The sequence below is a fragment of the Marinobacter sp. SS13-12 genome (assembly GCF_030227115.1).
GTDB lineage: Bacteria > Pseudomonadota > Gammaproteobacteria > Pseudomonadales > Oleiphilaceae > Marinobacter.
Genome location: NZ_JASSUA010000001.1, coordinates 24,744 through 40,622, shown reverse-complemented (window position 1 = coordinate 40,622; position 15,879 = coordinate 24,744). Strand labels below are relative to the sequence as shown.

Below are 15,879 nucleotides of genomic sequence, written 5' to 3'. Positions count from 1 at the left end.
CAACATGGTTCAATACACCGAAGTGGGAAAATCCAACCTGATCGGTACTGACGCGCCCCGGCCGCAGGACAAGAATCCGAAGGGCATTGATCGCATCATCGCCATTGCCTCGGGCAAGGGCGGCGTAGGCAAGTCCACAGTGGCGTCCAATCTGGCGGTAGCGCTGGCCTCGAAAGGTCTCAAAGTGGGCCTGCTGGACGCCGATGTCTACGGGCCCAGCCAGCCCCGCATGCTGGGTGTTTCAGGTCGCCCGTCCAGCCCCGACGGGCATACCATCCTGCCCCTGCGCAATCATGGCGTGACTTTGATGTCCCTGGGTCTGATGGCCCCGGATGGCGAAGCCATCGTCTGGCGCGGGCCCATGCTGATGGGCGCCCTGGAACAGATGATGAACCAGGTGGACTGGGGCCGGCTGGATGTGCTGCTGGTGGATCTGCCGCCGGGTACCGGTGACGTGCAGATGACCCTGAGCCAGAAATTCTTTGTGGCGGGCGCCGTTGTGGTCTCGACCCCCCAGGACATCGCCCTTATGGATGCCCGAAAGGGTATCGATATGTTCAACCGGATGGACGTACCGCTGTTTGGCATCATAGAGAACATGGCATCCTTTATCTGTGACGGTTGCGGGAAAGAACACCACCCCTTTGGTTCCGGTGGTGCCCGGGCTGAGGCCGAAAAGCTGGGAGCGCCCTTTCTGGGTGAAATCCCGCTCGATCTGGATATCCGGATTGGTTCGGACGGTGGCGTTCCCATTGTGGTGTCCAAGCCGGACAGTCCCCAGTCCCGGTCTTTCCAGCGCATTGCCGATGAACTCGTTGCCTCCGACGCATACGCACAGGCCATTCGATGATCGAGTCACCTCAGTTCCCACCGCTATTGTCGGGCCGGGTCGTGCCCAAAAACACGGACCCTTTTGACAAGGCCGTCAGCCAGGCCATTGCAGGCGTCGATTCCGGCACGATTTTTTACTCTGAAGCGGGCGATATTTTACGTGCCGCCCTGGTGCTGGCACCGGAAACACCTCTGGAAGAAGCTATTCAGGCCGTCTATGTGGCCCAGATAGGCCTGGCGGAGAGTCTCGGCGCACTGGCTCCGCCCGAAGTGCCCGTGCATTTTCAATGGCCCGACCGAATCAAGGTCAATGGTGCGGTTTGCGGTCGCGTTCGTTTTGCAGCGGATGGGTCGGATCCCAAGGCGCAGCCCAGGTGGCTGGTTATCGGTATCGAAGTGCCCTTTATACCGGCGAACGACGAGCCAGGCCAGAACCCGAATGAAACCTGTCTGCTGGAAGAAGGATGCAGCGATGTCGATCCAATGGCGCTGCTGGAAAGCTGGTCCAAACACACGCTTCTGTGGCTGACCTACTTCATGGACAGCGGGTTTGAGCGCGTACACAATGAATGGCGGCCACGCTGCGACACCCTGGGCAAAATGATCGAGCAACCTCGGCCCGGCATTTTTGTCGGGCTGGATGAGAAAGGCCGGATGCTGTTGCGCCAGGATGTCATGACCGAAACAGTGAGTTTGATTGAATTCGCGGAGCACACATGAAACTGGCCCGAACCCTGCGACTGGATATATCCGATGAGAATGTGTACGAACACCCTGCTCCCAGCGGGGAGTGGGCCATTTCAGGCGGGTTCGAGTTCTCCAACTGGACCGAAGCGGACCTGAAAGGCAAAGCCCGTCAGGCCTTTACCAATGGTTGGTACAGCATAGAATCGGGTGGCCGCGCCAGTTTCGTCGGTGTCTGTAACATCACCGAAGCCGAACTGGAGCAGCTGCAGCAGACCCTGGCGCAAACCTTTGTCGAGGTATACGGCGCCCCGGATATCGACGCCGCCTTCCCCGTCGCCTGCGAGGAAATCGACCAGATGCGCAGGATGTGCGAGGACTTTGAGGAGAACACCCTGCTGATGGTCAGCCGTACGCTGACCGAGCTGGGTGTGGAGGAAACCTACCGCTCCCGGGCGCCGCAGGATGCCTCGTTAGAGGCCTTTGCCGTACACGGCGGCTATGAGTGACTAGAGCCCGAAGCTGGCGTAGGGGATAAACCGCACTGGGGTCCCCGGCTCTATCTGTTGGGCGCTCTCGTCCAGCTCCACCATCCCCTCGGACCAGGCCAGGCCGGTCACCCGGCCCGAGCCTTCAGAGCCGAAAACCTCAACCTTTCCATCACGGACCCGGGCGCGCAACATCTCGCTGCGCCCCGGCTTCTTGTTCTTGGAGAAGTTGGCGGGCAGGACGTAGCCCAGGGGTTCGAACCATTCACCCCCTGCCAGTAGTGCCATTGCCGGTGCGCCAAAACGCAGCGCGCAGACCCAGGCGGCAACCGGGTTTCCCGGCAAACCCACTACGGGTGTTCCCTGGAACATGGCCAGCGCAAGGGGGCGGCCCGGCTTGATCGCGATGCGCCAGTTACTGATCTCGCCATGGGCTTTCAGGGTTTTCGACACATGATCCTCGTCCCCTGCTGAAACACCGCCACTGGTCAGGATCAGGTCGCACTGCTCGGCACCGCGTTCCAATGCTTCCCTGACGTCCTCGGCCCGGTCGAGCACATGGCCCAGGTCCACCAACTCGTAGCCCAGCTGCGTGACCAGAGCGCTCAGCATCGGGCGGTTGGCATCGTAGATTTGCCAGTCGGTGACCGCTGAGCCGACAGGTTTAACCTCATCACCGGTGGACAGGACGCCGACGCGAAGCCGCTGATAGGCATCGACCGACTCGACGCCGACACTGGCAAGGACGGAAATCTGGGTAGGCGTCAGGCGGGTTGCCGCCGTCAGGATTCGGTCCTTTGCTTTTATGTCCTCACCGGCTTCACGTGCGTTGGCGCCCGCCTTTAACGTGCCGTTCAGATGTAGCTGCCCGTCCTTAACTTCGCAGTCCTCTTCCAGGACCACCGTATCGGTGCCGGCGGGTATGACCGCTCCGGTCAGAATCCGGATAGCGTGGCCCTGGGGCACGCGGTCGGTGTAAGGCGCCCCGGCGGCACTCCGACCCTCGACCAGGGGAATGACGCAGGGAACCTCGGTTACCGGTCCCGCCAGCGCATAGCCATCGACCGCAGAATTTCGGCTGGGGGGATGGGCACGAGGGGCATAGACGTCGCTTGCCAATATCCTTCCGTTCACCTGTGACAACGGGACAGCGCGCTCTACGCCCACCACCGGGTGCAAACGCGAACGTAACCGTTCCAGGGCCTCGTCCACCGGTGTCCAGTTTACCCCGGGGGGCAGTGCAAAACAGTCGTTACGAAGCGGTTTCATGGCTGTCCCGTTGCTGGTTGAATCGTTCATGGTTTTTCAGCGCCCAGAATAAAGTTGGCGATTCCGGGAACATCGTTCACATCGAAAACGGGCCCCGAAAAATCCGCAGCATAGTCTGCAGCTACCGCAATGATGTTGGGGTCTTCCCGGTAGAGGGGCGTGCGGGAACCTTCCTGCCTGTGCACTTCTATCTTGGGGTGTGAGTGGGTTTTGAAGCCCTCAACCACAACCCAGTCGCACGGACCCAACCGAGCCAGCAACTCATCGAGCGTGGGCTCCTGTGCGCCTCGCAGCTCATGCATGATGGCGAAACGCTGCCCCCCCGCCAGGATGACCTCCCGGGCGCCGGCATCACGGTGTTTGTAACTGTCGGTGCCGGGCTGATCCACATCTACCGAGTGATGGGCGTGCTTGATCGAGTTAACCGTCAATCCCCTGCCGGACAGCTCGCGAATCAGAGCAGCGGCCAGCGTGGTTTTTCCGGAGTTTTTCCAGCCCACAATGCCTATGACATTCACTTCAGGTGCTTCTCCGCCCAGGCCAGGTCTTCCGGTGTATTGATGTTGAAAAAGTCGTCCTCACCAAACACCACCAGCGTCTCACCCTGAGCCTGTGTCCACTGGCGTATCTTGCGAACCCCGTCGTTCAGGGCGGCTCGCAGGTCATGCCGCAATGCCACCTGCCAGCGGCCAAAGGTGGGTTGGGGCAGTTTTCCGCGCTCCGGGTCCGGCGTGGCCGCCAGCACCACCGGGGTATCGAATTCGGCCAATCGTTCTGCCAGGTCCAGAGGGAACGAGGGGGTATCCGCCGCAACGCTGATCAGCCATTCATGGCCCTGTTCAGCGGCCCAATCCATACCGGCAAGCACCCCCGCCAAGGGGCCCGGAAAATCGCCAATCGAGTCGGCCACCACCGGCAAGCCCAGATCATCAAAACGGCTCAGATCCCCGTTGGCATTCAGCACCACGGCGTCGACCTGCGGGGTGATCCGGTCGATGACACGCTGGATCAATGACTGATCACCCAGCATCAATCGTCCTTTGTCACCACCGCCCATGCGGTTGGCCTGGCCACCGGCCAGAATGACGGCGCACTCAGTCATGCTCTGCCCCTTTACGACGCATTTTTTTCTCTTCATCAGGAACCTGCGACAGGTCCTGGTCGAAGACCAGCCGGTGCTGGCCACTGAGACAGGTGAATTTCTTGCCTCGCATCCGTCCGATCAGCGTCAATCCCACCTGCCGGGCAATATCGACGCCCCAGGCGGTAAAGCCTGACCGGCTGATCAGGGTAGGGATGCCCATGAGGGAGGTCTTGATGACCATTTCGGAGGTCAGGCGGCCAGTGGTATAGAGGACTTTGTCGGCTGCCGGGATGTCATTCAGATGCATCCAGCCTGCGATCTTGTCGACCGCGTTATGGCGACCGACATCTTCCATATAGGCGAGGACCTCAAGCCCCTGGCACAGAGCCGTACCATGAATGGCGCCGGTTTCCATGTACAGGCTGGGGGTGTGGTTAATCTGATAGGAAAGGTCGTAAAAGGTACTGGTGTGCACCGGTGTGTCCGGTAACTGAAGCCCGTCCAGTCCGGCCATCATGTCACCAAACACCGTGCCTACGGCGCAACCGGAGGTACGGGTTTTCTTTTCCAGCTTGTCCTCGACATCCGTGACACCTTCAGTGCGGACCACGGCGACTTCCAGTTCCTCGTCGTAATCAATCCCGGTGACCCGGTCGGTGTCACGCAGCATGCCCTGGTTCAGGAGGAAACCGAGCGCCAGATACTCCGGGTGATCGCCGATGGTCATGGCCGTGACGATCTCCTGGCTGTTCAGATAGATGGTCAGGGGGCGCTCTTCGATCACGCTGATCGACTTCGCCTGACCGTGTTCATCCACGCCCTCCACAGCGCGGGACAGCCGGGGATCTTTGGGGTCGGGAAGCAGGGGATTGATCGTCATTCTTGTTATAGCCCTTTAAGGAACGCCGTAGATGTAAAACGCTATGAAGCTCGGCAGAGATTAGCCTATTTGGCATTCGGGAAAAACAGTTGTTGTCCGTCCACCCTGAAGTCGACAATCGCTTGTTGGCCCTCTTTGGAAATCAGCCAGTTGTGCCACTGCCTGGCCAGATCGTGCTTGACGTGCGGATGCTTCTCTTCGGAGAGCAGCAGGCTGCCGTACTGGTTGAACAGCACGTCGTCGCCTTCAAAAAGCAGCGTCAGGTTCTGACGGTTTCCAAAGGCCACCCAGGTGGCGCGATCCGACATCACGTACGCATCCATGGCGGCGGCGGTGTTGAGAGTAGGCCCCATGCCGCTGCCCAGTTCCCGGTACCAGTCGCCGTCGGGTTCGACACCGGCCTTTTCCCAGAGTCGCAGTTCAGCGCGATTGGTGCCGCTGTCATCGCCCCGTGACGTGAAGGTTGCCTCGGCATCGGCGATAGCCGCGAATGCTTCGGCGGCACTTTGCGCATCACTGACATTGGCGGGGTCATTGGCAGGGCCAATCAGCACAAAGTCGTTGTACATGACGTCGGCGCGTTCGGTGGCATAGCCGTTTTCGACAAATCGCTGTTCGCCGGTGGTGTCGTGCACCAGAAGGCTATCGGCGTCGCCGCGGCGGGCGAGCTCAAACGCCTGCCCGGTGCCCACGGCGACAACTCTCACCTCGATGCCGGTGGTGTTTTCGAACTGGGGTAAAAGGGCATCGAACAGCCCCGAGTTTTCGGTTGAGGTCGTCGAGGCCAGGGTAATGTAGTCATTGGCGTAAGCGTTGAGCGCCAGGCTCATGCTGGTTACACCTGCAAGTATCAGGGCTAGTGTTTTTTTCATCTTGTTGTTCTCCTGTAGCGTCCAGAGCTGATTTACTCGACCAGTTCTCCGGCAATATAGGCTTGCGCCTCTCGCGAGACAGGCGTCTCAAAAAAAGCGTCAGCGAGGGTGTGTTCGCGGACTTTACCGCCAGAGACAAACAGTACATCCCCGGCGAGGCGCCTGGCCTGGTGCAGGTCGTGAGTGGTCATCACGATGCGGGTTCCCCGCTGATGAAACTCCCGCACCGCAGCCTCTACGGCTTTAATTGCCGCCGGATCGAGGGCGGAGGTGGGTTCGTCCAGAAACAGCACCTGCGGAGAAAGCACCCAGGCGCGCGCCAGTGCCAGGCGCTGCTGTTCACCACCGGAGAGTACCCGCGCCGGCGTGTTGCTACAGGCGGTGAGACCAAAACGCTCAAGCGCATCGTACGCGAGCTTCACACGTGTCCTGCGCGGGACGTTATTCACTGCCAACGCGTGAGTGAGATTGGCCACGGCCGAGCGACGCAGAAGCACCGGTTGCTGGAACACCATTGCCTGTCGAGGGCGCCCATCACATGACCAGGCCACCCGCCCCTGAGTGGGTGAGAGCAGGCCGTGAGCCAGTCGCAAAAGAAGGCTCTTGCCAGCCCCGTTGGGTCCCATCACCAGGGTAGGGCCGGTGCAATCCAGATTGAATGAGCATGGCCCGAGAAGTACCTTGTCCTCGTGGCTGAAAGCGACGTTATCAAAGCACAGCGCCGGTGGCGGCACCAGCGTGGAAGACGCGAGTAAAGGAACGTTAAACGAGCTCATCCGGTCCGCCTTCTGGTCAGTTCACCCAGCAGGTAGGCGCCTGCATTGATCAGCATCACCAGAAAGAGCAGCACAATGCCCAGACCCAGCGCCAGGGGCAGGTTGCCCTTGCCGGTTTCCAGAACAATTGAGGTGGTCATTACCCGCGTAACACCCTCAATATTGCCGCCTACCATCATCACCGCCCCCACCTCGGCACTGGCGCGGCCAAAGCCGGCAAGCAGGATGGTTAATAGCGCAAAGCGGGCATCCCACAACAGGGTGGGCATCATGCGTGGCCGTGACATACCCAGGGAAACAAACTGCTCGCGGTATTCGCCCAGAAGCTCTTCTACCTTCTGGCGCGAAAGTGCGGCCAGAATCGGCAACACCAGAACCACCTGCGCAATAACCATGGCGCCGGGTGTAAACAGCAGGCCCCACTCGCCCAGCGGTCCGGCCCGGGAAAGCAGTAAATACACCATCAGCCCGGCCACCACCGGAGGCAGTCCCATCAGGGCATTGAGCAGCACAATCATCGCGCCGCGCCCAGGGAAGCGCCACAGTGCCACTGCCGCACCGAGGGGAAACCCCAGCACTGCTGCGATCAGTACCGCGAGAATCGATACCTGCAGCGACAACGCCACAATCTGAATCAGCGAAGCGTCGAGATTGAACAATAGCGACAACGCCACGTAAAACGCATTATTATTTTCCAAGGCTGCGCCTCCTTTATATTGAGCATCGTGGCGTTTATGACTACGCTTTGCACAACATGCTGAAAAATATGCAGCCAGAAACAGCTTTGTGCTGTTCCCGCACGCCAGGAGAGATTGATGCCCCTTCCCGCTTACCTGACCACGGCCGAAGCTGCCGAGTATCTGCGCCTGAAAGAGCGCAAAGTCTACGATCTGGTCAGCCAGGGCGTTATTCCCTGTGTGCGGGTGACGGGAAAGCTATTGTTTCCCCGCCAGCGTATAGATCTCTGGTTGATGAACCATCTGGAGGGTGACGACGCCGTCAGCTCGCCAATCCCGCCGGTTCTCGCGGGCAGCCAGGATCCGTTGCTGGAGTGGGCGGTGAAAGAGAGCAACGCAGAGTTGGCTTTGCTGTGTCAGGGGAGCGGGGATGGTGTGCAGAGATTGGTCGACGGGCGCGCGCTGCTCGCCGGGATGCATATCTGGCATGCGGAAACCCAGCGCTATAATGATCCCGCCACGCTAGGGTTGAGCGGAATGCGCGACCTGGTGCTGATTCGTTGGGCAAAACGCCAGCAGGGGCTACTTCTGGCCGCCGATAACCCTCATCAGATTATACGACTTGAGGACATTGCGGGCTCCGGCATACGTATTGCGCATCGCCAGCCGGATGCCGGCGTCAGCCATTTATTGCAGAGTCTGCTTGCTCGCCACCGCATTGATGCCAGCCACCTTGCATGGACCGCTCACCCCTCGCTCAGCGAGGACGATCTTGCTTTGGCCATTCGTCAGGGCGAGGCAGATGTCGGCGTGGGAATTGAAGCTGCGGCGCGGCGCCAGGGGCTGGCTTTTATTCCGCTGCAACAGGAGCATTTTGATCTGGCCATGCGCCGGCGTCACTACTTTGAGCCGGCCATCCAGCGGCTGCTGGCGTTTGCCGATAGTGAGCGTTTCGTCCAGCGCGCAGAGACGCTTGGCGGTTACGACATCAGTGAACTGGGGAACGTTGTCTACAACGCTTGAACAGCGCCAATAACAACAAACAGGCGAATTAATCATGCCTTCAGTACAAAAAAACCTGTTGAAGGATACCAGCGGGGCGTTGGGTGACATTGGCACCCTGATTCCACTGGGTCTGGGGGCTATCGGGGTGGCGGGACTGGCTCCGGTGCCCGTACTGCTGGGGTTTGCCGCCTTCTACATCGCAACGGGACTGTATTATCGTCTGCCGATACCGGTGCAGCCCATGAAAGCGGTTGCTGCGTTGTTGCTGACTACCCAGCTGAGTTCCCAGAGCCTGGTCGCCAGTGGCGTGCTGATCGGGGCGATACTGTTGGTACTGGGCCTGACCGGCTGGATTAACGGCGCAGCCCGTCTTATTCCAAGATCCGTGTTAAGCGGCCTGCAGCTGGGGCTGGGGTTGATGCTGGCCACCATGAGTATGGGGTTGATGGCCACTTCCGTGCCCCTGGGCGTGATCACGTTGGCGATGCTGGCCATTACCCTGAAGATGCTGCCAAACTGGCCAGCGGCGCTGATCGGACTTGCTGGGTCTGTCGCAATCGGTACATTGCTGGGGGCGCCCGGACTCACGCTTCCTGTGTCGGATTCGGCTGTACTCTCATTGCCTGAACTGCCGGGGATTGATGATTGGCAACAAGCGGTTTCCACGCTGGTGTTACCCCAACTGGCCCTGACCTTGACCAACGCCATTGTACTGACTGCGCTGGTGGTTGGGGATTACTTCGGCGAGCCATCGCATCGTGTCACGCCAGCCCGGCTGTCGGTGTCCACCGGCCTGGCCAATCTCTTTTTGGTGCCGTTCGGTGCATTGCCCATGTGCCATGGCGCGGGTGGTGTGGCGGCGCACTATCGCTTCGGCGCCCGGACCGGCACGGCGCCCGTTTTACTGGGGACAGCTCTGCTTGTGGTCGCCTTCATACCGGGAGGCCTGTCAGTCATTGCGGCCATTCCCATGGCTGGTCTCGGGGCCCTGTTGTTTGTGGCGGCTGTCGAGCTTGCCCTGTCCAGGCGTCTCTGGACCGCCAAACCGTCCTGCTGGCCTGTTATCGCAATAACCGCACTGGTGACCGTCTGGGCCGACCCGTTTTTCGGGCTTCTGGCCGGGGTGGCTTCGGAAACTTTCCGGGCGGCCTGGGTGCGGGGAAGCAGGGTAGAATCCGACGATCCTGCGGACGGTTAGGTGTCCTTCCGCAGCTAACCTTACATATTGGACTTGTGCTGGGCGCCGTCTACCGGAATGCAGGCCCCGGTGACCCAGCTGGCGGCGTCAGAGGCCAGGAAGACCGCTACGTTGGCCACTTCCTCCGGGCGTCCGAAGCGGCCCCAGGGGATTTTCTTCAGGGTGTTGTGGTAGCGGTCGGAGCCGGCCTTCTCCGCCTTGTCCCAGATGCCGCCGGGGAATTTGATGGAGCCAGGGGCAATGCTGTTGACGCGGATGCCATCGGGGCCATGGTCGACCGCCAACGATTTGGCGTAGCTGATCAGAGCCGCCTTGGTGGCTGCGTAGGGTTGGGTGGTTCCCACCTCAATCCCGGAGATGGACGACAGGATAATGATGTTGCCGCTGCCGGCTTCCTTCATCCAGGGCAGTACCTTGTCTACCGCACGGACCGTCGACAGCAGATCCAGGGTGATATTGGCATCCCAGGCCTTCAGATCATTGCCCGCACCCAGTGCGGAAACGTTGCACACCAGGATGTCCACGCTGCCAAAGGCGCCTTTCACGTTATCCAGAAATGCGTCCAGGCGGTGCTTGTCGCCAACATCGCAGGCCTCCCGGTAGCCCTTGACGCCCAGCGCCTCAATCTCCTTCAGTGTGTCGTCCAGCGGCCCCTCACTGCGGGCACAAATTGCCACGTTAACACCCTCGGCCGCCAGTGCCAGCGCGATGGAGCGACCGATACCCTTGCTACCGCCGGTGACGACGGCGTTCTTGCCTTTCAGACCCATTTCCACGGAGATACCCTCCTTTAAAATGTGTTTGGCCACCGATGATCTTCTATCAAACCTGCTCGGGTGCCCGTATCCAATTGTACAACCTCTCCTTGGATGGACTCCTCCTTACTTCACCTGACACTCCTCACTATTATTCAAACCGATCCCAGTACGGAGGTTCGCCGAAAAACCCGTCGATAAAGTCGATAAAGCTACGAACCTTGCTGGCCAACAGTTGCCGGTGTGCGTACACCGCATAGAGTGCCATGGGTTCTGGTTCATGCTCAGGCAGGATGACTTTCAACTTTCCTTCCCTGATCGCCGCGCCGGCAATGAAGGTGGGCTGCAAGGCGATGCCGGCGCCGGCAATTGCCGCTTCTATCAGCACGTCACCGTTGTTGCTGATCATTTCCCTGGTGTCATCGCGATCACGCCCTTGCAGCCATTTGTGGACCGCAGGGCCGGCGTCCATGTCCATATAGCTGTAGCGCAGGTAGCGATGGTCGCGGAGATCTTCCGGGCGTTCTGGCGTGCCGTATTGTTCAAGGTAGGCCGGCGCTGCGCAAAGAGCCAGCCTTACCGGGGCGAGCCGTTTGGCGATCAGTGAAGAGCTTTTGAGGTGGCCGATCCGCAGCGCGATATCGAACCCCTCTTCCACGATGTCGACCTTCCGGTCGTTCAGCTGCAGATCAATGCCCACGGCGGGGTGGGCCTGCTGGAATTCGCTCAGCAGGGGCGCCATGTGGCGAATGGCAAAAGAAACGGGAGCGCTTACTCGTAGCAGGCCCTGCGCCCGGGTTTGCAGATCGTCGAGCTGGTTCTCCATATCGTCGATGTCGTTGAGCACCTGCTGGGCACGCTGATGGAAGCGTGTTCCCGCTTCGGTCAGGTGGATCTTGCGGGTGGTGCGGTTGAGCAGGCGTACGGCCAGGTGTTGTTCCAACTGGGAAACGTATTTGCTGACCAGTTGTGGCGACAGGCCCAGCCGGTCTGCGGCACGGGTGAAAGTCCCTTCATTCACCACTGTCACGAAAGCGCGCATGGCATCGATGCGGTCCATTGGGTCATCCTGTAGCGGAGTTCACTATCATCGATTTGTTGATAATAAAACAACAGTGGCCATCTTAGTCTATCGATTTGGTGATAGTACAGTGGGTCCATCACCTGAGGCACAGGCTTCGGGACAAACCCAAAACAGAAAGATTCGAGGTGACTACCATGAACTCAAAAATTACACAGGCGCTGTTCCATTCCACCGGTGGTTCTGCCGCCCTGATTCTGCGGGTACCGGTCGGGCTGATTCTGGCGGCCCACGGTGCGCAGAAACTCTTCGGTTGGTTCGGCGGCTACGGACTCGAAGGCACGGCGAACTGGCTGGCGAGCATCGGCCTGGAGCCCGGCTACCTGATGGCGTTACTGGCCGGCGGTGCCGAGTTCTTCGGTGGTCTGGCACTGGTGCTTGGCCTGCTAACACGTCCTGCGGCGCTGGTTGCAGCCTTTACCATGCTGGTGGCGATATTTTCCGTTCACATCGGCAACGGCCTGTTCATGTCCAACAATGGCTACGAGTATGCCTTGACCCTGTTTGTGGTCTCGCTGGCGCTGGCGGTTCAGGGCGCCGGCCGGTTCTCGCTGGATAACGTGCTGCACAAAGGAGCCTGAATCATGCTGGTGAACGGTGTCTGGAAAGACAACTGGCAGCCGGTGCAGTCGCAGGATGAGGAGGGGCGGTTTATTCGCCAAGCCTCTCCCTTTCGCAACTGGATCACACCGGATGGTGCATCGGGACCCACCGGGACGGGTGGCTTCAAGGCGGAGAAGGGGCGGTATCACCTGTACGTGGCGTACATTTGCCCCTGGGCGTCGCGAGCACTGATGGCCCGGGAGCTGAAAGGGCTCAAGGATGTGATTGGTGTTACCGTCGTCAACCCCCGGCTGACAGATCAGGGCTGGCAGTTTGGCGGCTACCCCGGTGCGGACGAGGACATGCTCAACGGTGCGCGCTATATGCACGAGCTGTATACCCGTGCCGATCCACAAATCTCCGGTCGCGCCACCGTGCCGGTGCTCTGGGACAAACACGCCGGCACCATCGTCAATAACGAGTCCGCGGATATTCTGCGGATGCTGAACAGTGCTTTCGCAGAGATTGTGGATGAGGGCCCGGATTTATACCCAGAGACGTTGGCGAGCGAAATCGATAGCCTTGACGGCTATCTTTATACAAACCTGAACAACGGTGTGTACCAGGCCGGCTTCGCTTCCAGCCAGGAGGCCTACAATGAAGCCTACGCCGGGGTGTTTGCCGCCCTGGATGAAATGGAGTCCCGGCTGGCGGATGGACGCACGTACCTGTTTGGTAATCACCTGACAGAGGCCGATATACGCCTGTTCGTGACCCTGGTGCGCTTTGACGTTGCCTACCACGGCCTGTTCAAGTGTAATCGCAATACCCTGCGAACCATGCCCCGGCTGCACGCCTACATGCACCGGATACTGGCGCTTGATGGCATTCCCGATACGGTCAACCTTGACCACATCAAGGCGGGGTATTACTCCATCAAGGCGCTGAACCCAACAGGTATTGTGCCGGCAGGGCCGGGTGAACTCTGATCACAGGAGCAACCGCCATGAAAGCTGAAATCGATGCGCTGTTCATTTCCCATGGCGGCGGGCCAATGCCGCTGTTGGGGGATCCAGGGCACCGGGAAATGGTAGACCGGCTAACGGAGCTTGCCGGGAAGCTTCAGAAACCGTCGGCGATACTGGTGATCAGCGCTCACTGGGAGGAGGCGGTGCCGACAATCACCTCCGGCACCAATCCTTCGCTTATCTACGATTACGATGGCTTTCCATCGGAGGCCTACAAGATCGAGTATCCCTGCCCGGGTGATCCGATGTTAGCGCAGCAGGTCTATCAGGCGCTGGATCAGGCCGGGATCCCGGCGCGCCTTAACGACCAGCGGGGCTTTGATCATGGATTGTTTGTGCCGCTCAAGCTGATGTATCCGGATGCAGATATTCCGTGCGTTCAGCTGTCCCTTGTGAACAGTCTGGATGCCGGCATCCACCTGGCGATTGGTCGTGCTTTGCAGGCGCTGGACTATGACAACCTGCTGGTGATCGGCTCCGGTTTCTCGTTCCATAACATGCGGGCGTTTTTCTCGGCCCAGACGCCGGAGATTCAGGCGCGTAACCAGGCATTCGAAGACTGGCTGGAAGAGACCTGTGCTGATGCCAGTCTGCAGGAAACAGAGCGGGCTGAGCGTCTGGCTCACTGGGAATGCGCGCCCTATGCCCGTTTCTGCCATCCGCGGGAAGAGCACCTTCTGCCTTTGCATGTGTGCTACGGGCTCGCGAGCAAGCCCAGCGATACGCATATATCGGCAACCATTCTCGGGAAAAAATCGGGGATGTTCTATTGGAGAGTTGAAACAGCCAGTTGCGCTGCTATGGAAACTGGCCCGAAATAGTAAGGACATGTCATGAACAATTCATTGAACACGATCGTCAATGCCCGTCTTCAGGGCCGCGAAGGGCTGCACCGGATAGCCATGGTCGATGGCCGCTTTACCGATATCTCGCCCCAGGCAGGTTTTGATGATGCCCAGGCGACGGAATTCGATGCGGCCGGAAACCTGATCGCTCCTCCTTTCGTGGAGCCGCACATCCACCTGGATGCGGCCATGACCGCCGGCGAGCCACGCTGGAACCAGAGTGGTACCTTATTTGAGGGTATTGAATGCTGGTCCGAGCGCAAAGCCAGCCTGACGCGGGAGGATGTGATCGGCCGGGCCGAGCAGACCCTGAAACTGTTTGCCGATAACGGTATTCAGCACGTCCGCACCCACGTGGACGTGACAGACCCCAAGCTGACAGGGCTGAAGGCTATGTTGGAAGTGCGGGAGCGCATGGCTGACACAGTCGACCTGCAGATTGTGGCTTTCCCCCAGGAAGGTCTCTGGTCATTTCCACAGGGCAAGGAGCTGATGGAAGAGTCGGTGCGTCTGGGGGCCGATGTGGTCGGTGGCATTCCCCACTTCGAATTCACCCGGGATTACGGCGTTGAATCGGTCCAATGGCTGGTGGCGTTGGCCCACAAACACGACCTGCTGGTCGATGTGCACTGTGACGAGATTGATGATCCCGAATCCCGATTCCTGGAAGTGCTCGCTGCCGAGGCGCTCAAGCTGGATTATGGCTCCCGGGTCACCGCCAGCCATACCTGTGCCATGGGCTCCTACAACGACCATTACTGCAGCCGGCTGTTCCGGCTGTTGAAGAAATCCGGTCTTCGTTTCCTGTCGATGCCTACCGAAAGCCTGCACCTGCAGGGCCGATTCGATGGTTATCCGAAACGCCGTGGCCTGACCCGGGTCCCGGAACTGCTGGATGCAGGACTTAAGGTAGCTTTCGGACAGGATTCCATTCGCGATCCCTGGTATCCACTGGGCAACGGCAACATGCTCCGTACCCTGGATGTGGGCCTGCACGCCTGCCACATGCTCGGTATGGGCTGGATTGACCGGTCGCTGGAACTTATTACCGACAACGGTGCTGCAGCATTGGATCTGGAAGAATACGGCATCGAGGAGGGGCTTCCTGCTCGCTGTGTTGTTCTGCAGGGGCGGTCGCCCTACGAGGTGCTGTTGGGCCAGTTGCCGGTTGCCGCGTCTATTCGTGATGGTCGGGTTCTGTTGAACCGGCAGGGTTGATGCCCGTTGCAGTAGAAGCTACAGATTCCCCGGTTTGCTGACCGGGGAATCTGTTCAACTACTCTGGTGTTTAGCGAAGCGACTTCAGGGCCGTTGCCCATTTCGCCATTTTGTCCAGCATGGCATTGGCAGAGCCGGTGTGATGGTCGGCCGGGAGGAAGTTGCGCTGGTCATCCAGTTTCTCCCACGGCATCTGCACCATCACTCCTTCCACCATCGGCATCATTTTCAGCGTGGGTTTACTGCTTCGCATGGTTGCCATTTGTTGGCGGGTGTCGCTGCCGGTTTTCAGTTATTCGCAGACCCGCTGGGAATGATAGCCGCCGTTCAAAGCCTCTGAATGTCTCCGACGAAAATCGCGGCTTTCTTTTCGCTGTGGAAGAAAAGAGGATAGGAAGCTTATAAGTTCTGTTGACGGCGGTAGATCTAATGTCTGCTCATGTTGTTCGTTTATGGACCTGTGTGGCTGCATTGCTGTTGAATACGGCACTCTCTAACTGCATTTAAACCGATTTAAACCCATTAGGACCGGTGCTGGGCGCCGTCTTTAGGAATGGGGGATTTTTTCAGGGTTAACGTAAACGGAGTATTAGTGTGCTCTAACAAAAATTCATTGAATAATCGGCTTGAGCAATGAGGGTCTGG

Annotated in this window: 19 protein-coding genes; 9 read left to right on the top strand and 10 right to left on the bottom strand. The window is 59.3% G+C overall.

What is annotated here, in order from left to right; all coding sequences use genetic code 11:
• Positions 1-4 precede the first annotated feature (4 nt).
• Genes QPL94_RS00200 through QPL94_RS00190 form a run of 3 tightly spaced genes read left to right on the top strand, consistent with a single transcriptional unit; the run spans position 5 to position 2,024 of the window.
• Positions 5-850, top strand: a complete 846-nt coding sequence (locus QPL94_RS00200; RefSeq protein WP_285354752.1) for an Mrp/NBP35 family ATP-binding protein — start codon at positions 5-7, stop codon at positions 848-850.
• Positions 847-1,551 carry a biotin/lipoate--protein ligase family protein gene (locus tag QPL94_RS00195; protein ID WP_285354751.1) on the top strand — a complete coding sequence of 235 codons (705 nt, stop codon included), beginning with the start codon at positions 847-849 and terminating at the stop codon, positions 1,549-1,551. Before QPL94_RS00200 ends, QPL94_RS00195 begins: the two co-directional genes overlap by 4 nt.
• Positions 1,548-2,024, top strand: coding sequence for a DUF6505 family protein (locus tag QPL94_RS00190; RefSeq protein WP_285354750.1), 477 nt, complete (start codon positions 1,548-1,550; stop codon positions 2,022-2,024). The genes QPL94_RS00195 and QPL94_RS00190 overlap by 4 nt, the downstream gene beginning before the upstream one ends.
• Here QPL94_RS00190 and QPL94_RS00185 read toward each other — a convergent pair whose 3' ends face one another.
• From QPL94_RS00185 to QPL94_RS00155, 7 genes are all read right to left on the bottom strand, one after another.
• Positions 2,025-3,302, bottom strand: a complete 1,278-nt coding sequence (locus QPL94_RS00185) for a molybdopterin-binding protein (RefSeq protein ID WP_285354749.1) — start codon at positions 3,300-3,302, stop codon at positions 2,025-2,027. It lies immediately after the preceding gene.
• Positions 3,299-3,790, bottom strand: a complete 492-nt coding sequence (mobB, locus tag QPL94_RS00180) for a molybdopterin-guanine dinucleotide biosynthesis protein B (RefSeq protein ID WP_285354748.1) — start codon at positions 3,788-3,790, stop codon at positions 3,299-3,301. Before mobB ends, QPL94_RS00185 begins: the two co-directional genes overlap by 4 nt.
• Positions 3,787-4,374 (bottom strand): molybdenum cofactor guanylyltransferase MobA, encoded by a 588-nt coding sequence (gene mobA / locus QPL94_RS00175; protein ID WP_285354747.1) that lies wholly within the window; start codon positions 4,372-4,374, stop codon positions 3,787-3,789. The genes mobB and mobA overlap by 4 nt, the downstream gene beginning before the upstream one ends.
• Positions 4,367-5,236, bottom strand: a complete 870-nt coding sequence (locus QPL94_RS00170; RefSeq protein WP_285354746.1) for a formate dehydrogenase accessory sulfurtransferase FdhD — start codon at positions 5,234-5,236, stop codon at positions 4,367-4,369. The genes mobA and QPL94_RS00170 overlap by 8 nt, the downstream gene beginning before the upstream one ends.
• A 65-nt stretch (positions 5,237-5,301) precedes the next feature.
• Positions 5,302-6,108 carry an ABC transporter substrate-binding protein gene (locus tag QPL94_RS00165; RefSeq protein ID WP_285354745.1) on the bottom strand — a complete coding sequence of 269 codons (807 nt, stop codon included), beginning with the start codon at positions 6,106-6,108 and terminating at the stop codon, positions 5,302-5,304.
• Between the two features lie 32 nt (positions 6,109-6,140).
• Complete coding sequence (locus QPL94_RS00160; RefSeq protein WP_285354743.1) at positions 6,141-6,884, bottom strand: ATP-binding cassette domain-containing protein; 744 nt, start codon at positions 6,882-6,884, stop codon at positions 6,141-6,143.
• Entirely contained in the window at positions 6,881-7,582 is a 702-nt protein-coding gene (locus QPL94_RS00155; RefSeq protein ID WP_285354742.1) for an ABC transporter permease, read from the bottom strand. Before QPL94_RS00155 ends, QPL94_RS00160 begins: the two co-directional genes overlap by 4 nt.
• A gap of 117 nt (positions 7,583-7,699) precedes the next feature.
• On the opposite strand from QPL94_RS00155, the gene QPL94_RS00150 reads away from it, so the two are divergent.
• Both QPL94_RS00150 and QPL94_RS00145 read left to right on the top strand, forming a co-directional pair.
• A complete protein-coding gene (locus QPL94_RS00150; RefSeq protein ID WP_285354741.1) occupies positions 7,700-8,584 on the top strand; it encodes a substrate-binding domain-containing protein in 885 nt (294 codons plus the stop codon).
• Positions 8,585-8,618: 34 nt separating this feature from the next.
• Entirely contained in the window at positions 8,619-9,764 is a 1,146-nt protein-coding gene (locus QPL94_RS00145; protein ID WP_285354739.1) for a putative sulfate/molybdate transporter, read from the top strand.
• Between the two features lie 20 nt (positions 9,765-9,784).
• Here QPL94_RS00145 and QPL94_RS00140 read toward each other — a convergent pair whose 3' ends face one another.
• Together QPL94_RS00140 and QPL94_RS00135 are read right to left on the bottom strand one after the other, a co-directional pair.
• Positions 9,785-10,534 carry an SDR family NAD(P)-dependent oxidoreductase gene (locus QPL94_RS00140; RefSeq protein WP_285357804.1) on the bottom strand — a complete coding sequence of 250 codons (750 nt, stop codon included), beginning with the start codon at positions 10,532-10,534 and terminating at the stop codon, positions 9,785-9,787.
• 136 nt (positions 10,535-10,670) lie between these two features.
• Positions 10,671-11,579 (bottom strand): LysR family transcriptional regulator, encoded by a 909-nt coding sequence (locus QPL94_RS00135; RefSeq protein ID WP_285354738.1) that lies wholly within the window; start codon positions 11,577-11,579, stop codon positions 10,671-10,673.
• A 158-nt stretch (positions 11,580-11,737) separates the two neighbouring features.
• Between QPL94_RS00135 and QPL94_RS00130 the strand changes: the two genes are divergently transcribed.
• The 4 genes from QPL94_RS00130 to codA are packed head-to-tail and all read left to right on the top strand — an operon-like array spanning position 11,738 to position 15,234.
• The gene (locus QPL94_RS00130) at positions 11,738-12,181 is read left to right on the top strand and encodes a DoxX family protein (protein WP_285354737.1); all 444 of its coding nucleotides are present in this window, start codon (positions 11,738-11,740) and stop codon (positions 12,179-12,181) included.
• Positions 12,182-12,184: 3 nt separating this feature from the next.
• Positions 12,185-13,132: a glutathione S-transferase family protein gene (locus QPL94_RS00125; RefSeq protein WP_285354736.1), complete on the top strand. Its 948-nt coding sequence runs from the start codon at positions 12,185-12,187 to the stop codon at positions 13,130-13,132.
• A gap of 17 nt (positions 13,133-13,149) precedes the next feature.
• On the top strand, positions 13,150-13,992 hold the full coding sequence (locus QPL94_RS00120; RefSeq protein WP_285354734.1) for a DODA-type extradiol aromatic ring-opening family dioxygenase: 843 nt from the start codon (positions 13,150-13,152) through the stop codon (positions 13,990-13,992).
• A gap of 12 nt (positions 13,993-14,004) precedes the next feature.
• Positions 14,005-15,234: a cytosine deaminase gene (codA, locus tag QPL94_RS00115; protein ID WP_285354732.1), complete on the top strand. Its 1,230-nt coding sequence runs from the start codon at positions 14,005-14,007 to the stop codon at positions 15,232-15,234.
• 70 nt (positions 15,235-15,304) lie between these two features.
• On the opposite strand, the gene QPL94_RS00110 is transcribed toward codA, so the two are convergent.
• Positions 15,305-15,487, bottom strand: coding sequence for a hypothetical protein (locus QPL94_RS00110; protein WP_285354731.1), 183 nt, complete (start codon positions 15,485-15,487; stop codon positions 15,305-15,307).
• Between the last annotated feature and the right edge of the window lie 392 nt (positions 15,488-15,879).

Coding starts and splice junctions, on each gene's coding strand:
- QPL94_RS00130 (WP_285354737.1), top strand. CDS start 11,738: ATGAACTCAAAAATTACACAGGCGCTGTTCCATTCCACCGGTGGTTCT.
- QPL94_RS00145 (WP_285354739.1), top strand. CDS start 8,619: ATGCCTTCAGTACAAAAAAACCTGTTGAAGGATACCAGCGGGGCGTTG.
- QPL94_RS00200 (WP_285354752.1), top strand. CDS start 5: ATGGTTCAATACACCGAAGTGGGAAAATCCAACCTGATCGGTACTGAC.
- mobA (WP_285354747.1), bottom strand. CDS start 4,374: ATGACTGAGTGCGCCGTCATTCTGGCCGGTGGCCAGGCCAACCGCATG.
- QPL94_RS00125 (WP_285354736.1), top strand. CDS start 12,185: ATGCTGGTGAACGGTGTCTGGAAAGACAACTGGCAGCCGGTGCAGTCG.
- QPL94_RS00185 (WP_285354749.1), bottom strand. CDS start 3,302: ATGAACGATTCAACCAGCAACGGGACAGCCATGAAACCGCTTCGTAAC.
- QPL94_RS00165 (WP_285354745.1), bottom strand. CDS start 6,108: ATGAAAAAAACACTAGCCCTGATACTTGCAGGTGTAACCAGCATGAGC.
- codA (WP_285354732.1), top strand. CDS start 14,005: ATGAACAATTCATTGAACACGATCGTCAATGCCCGTCTTCAGGGCCGC.
- QPL94_RS00110 (WP_285354731.1), bottom strand. CDS start 15,487: ATGCGAAGCAGTAAACCCACGCTGAAAATGATGCCGATGGTGGAAGGA.
- QPL94_RS00150 (WP_285354741.1), top strand. CDS start 7,700: ATGCCCCTTCCCGCTTACCTGACCACGGCCGAAGCTGCCGAGTATCTG.
- QPL94_RS00140 (WP_285357804.1), bottom strand. CDS start 10,534: ATGGGTCTGAAAGGCAAGAACGCCGTCGTCACCGGCGGTAGCAAGGGT.
- QPL94_RS00170 (WP_285354746.1), bottom strand. CDS start 5,236: ATGACGATCAATCCCCTGCTTCCCGACCCCAAAGATCCCCGGCTGTCC.
- QPL94_RS00160 (WP_285354743.1), bottom strand. CDS start 6,884: ATGAGCTCGTTTAACGTTCCTTTACTCGCGTCTTCCACGCTGGTGCCG.
- QPL94_RS00135 (WP_285354738.1), bottom strand. CDS start 11,579: ATGGACCGCATCGATGCCATGCGCGCTTTCGTGACAGTGGTGAATGAA.
- QPL94_RS00195 (WP_285354751.1), top strand. CDS start 847: ATGATCGAGTCACCTCAGTTCCCACCGCTATTGTCGGGCCGGGTCGTG.
- QPL94_RS00120 (WP_285354734.1), top strand. CDS start 13,150: ATGAAAGCTGAAATCGATGCGCTGTTCATTTCCCATGGCGGCGGGCCA.
- QPL94_RS00190 (WP_285354750.1), top strand. CDS start 1,548: ATGAAACTGGCCCGAACCCTGCGACTGGATATATCCGATGAGAATGTG.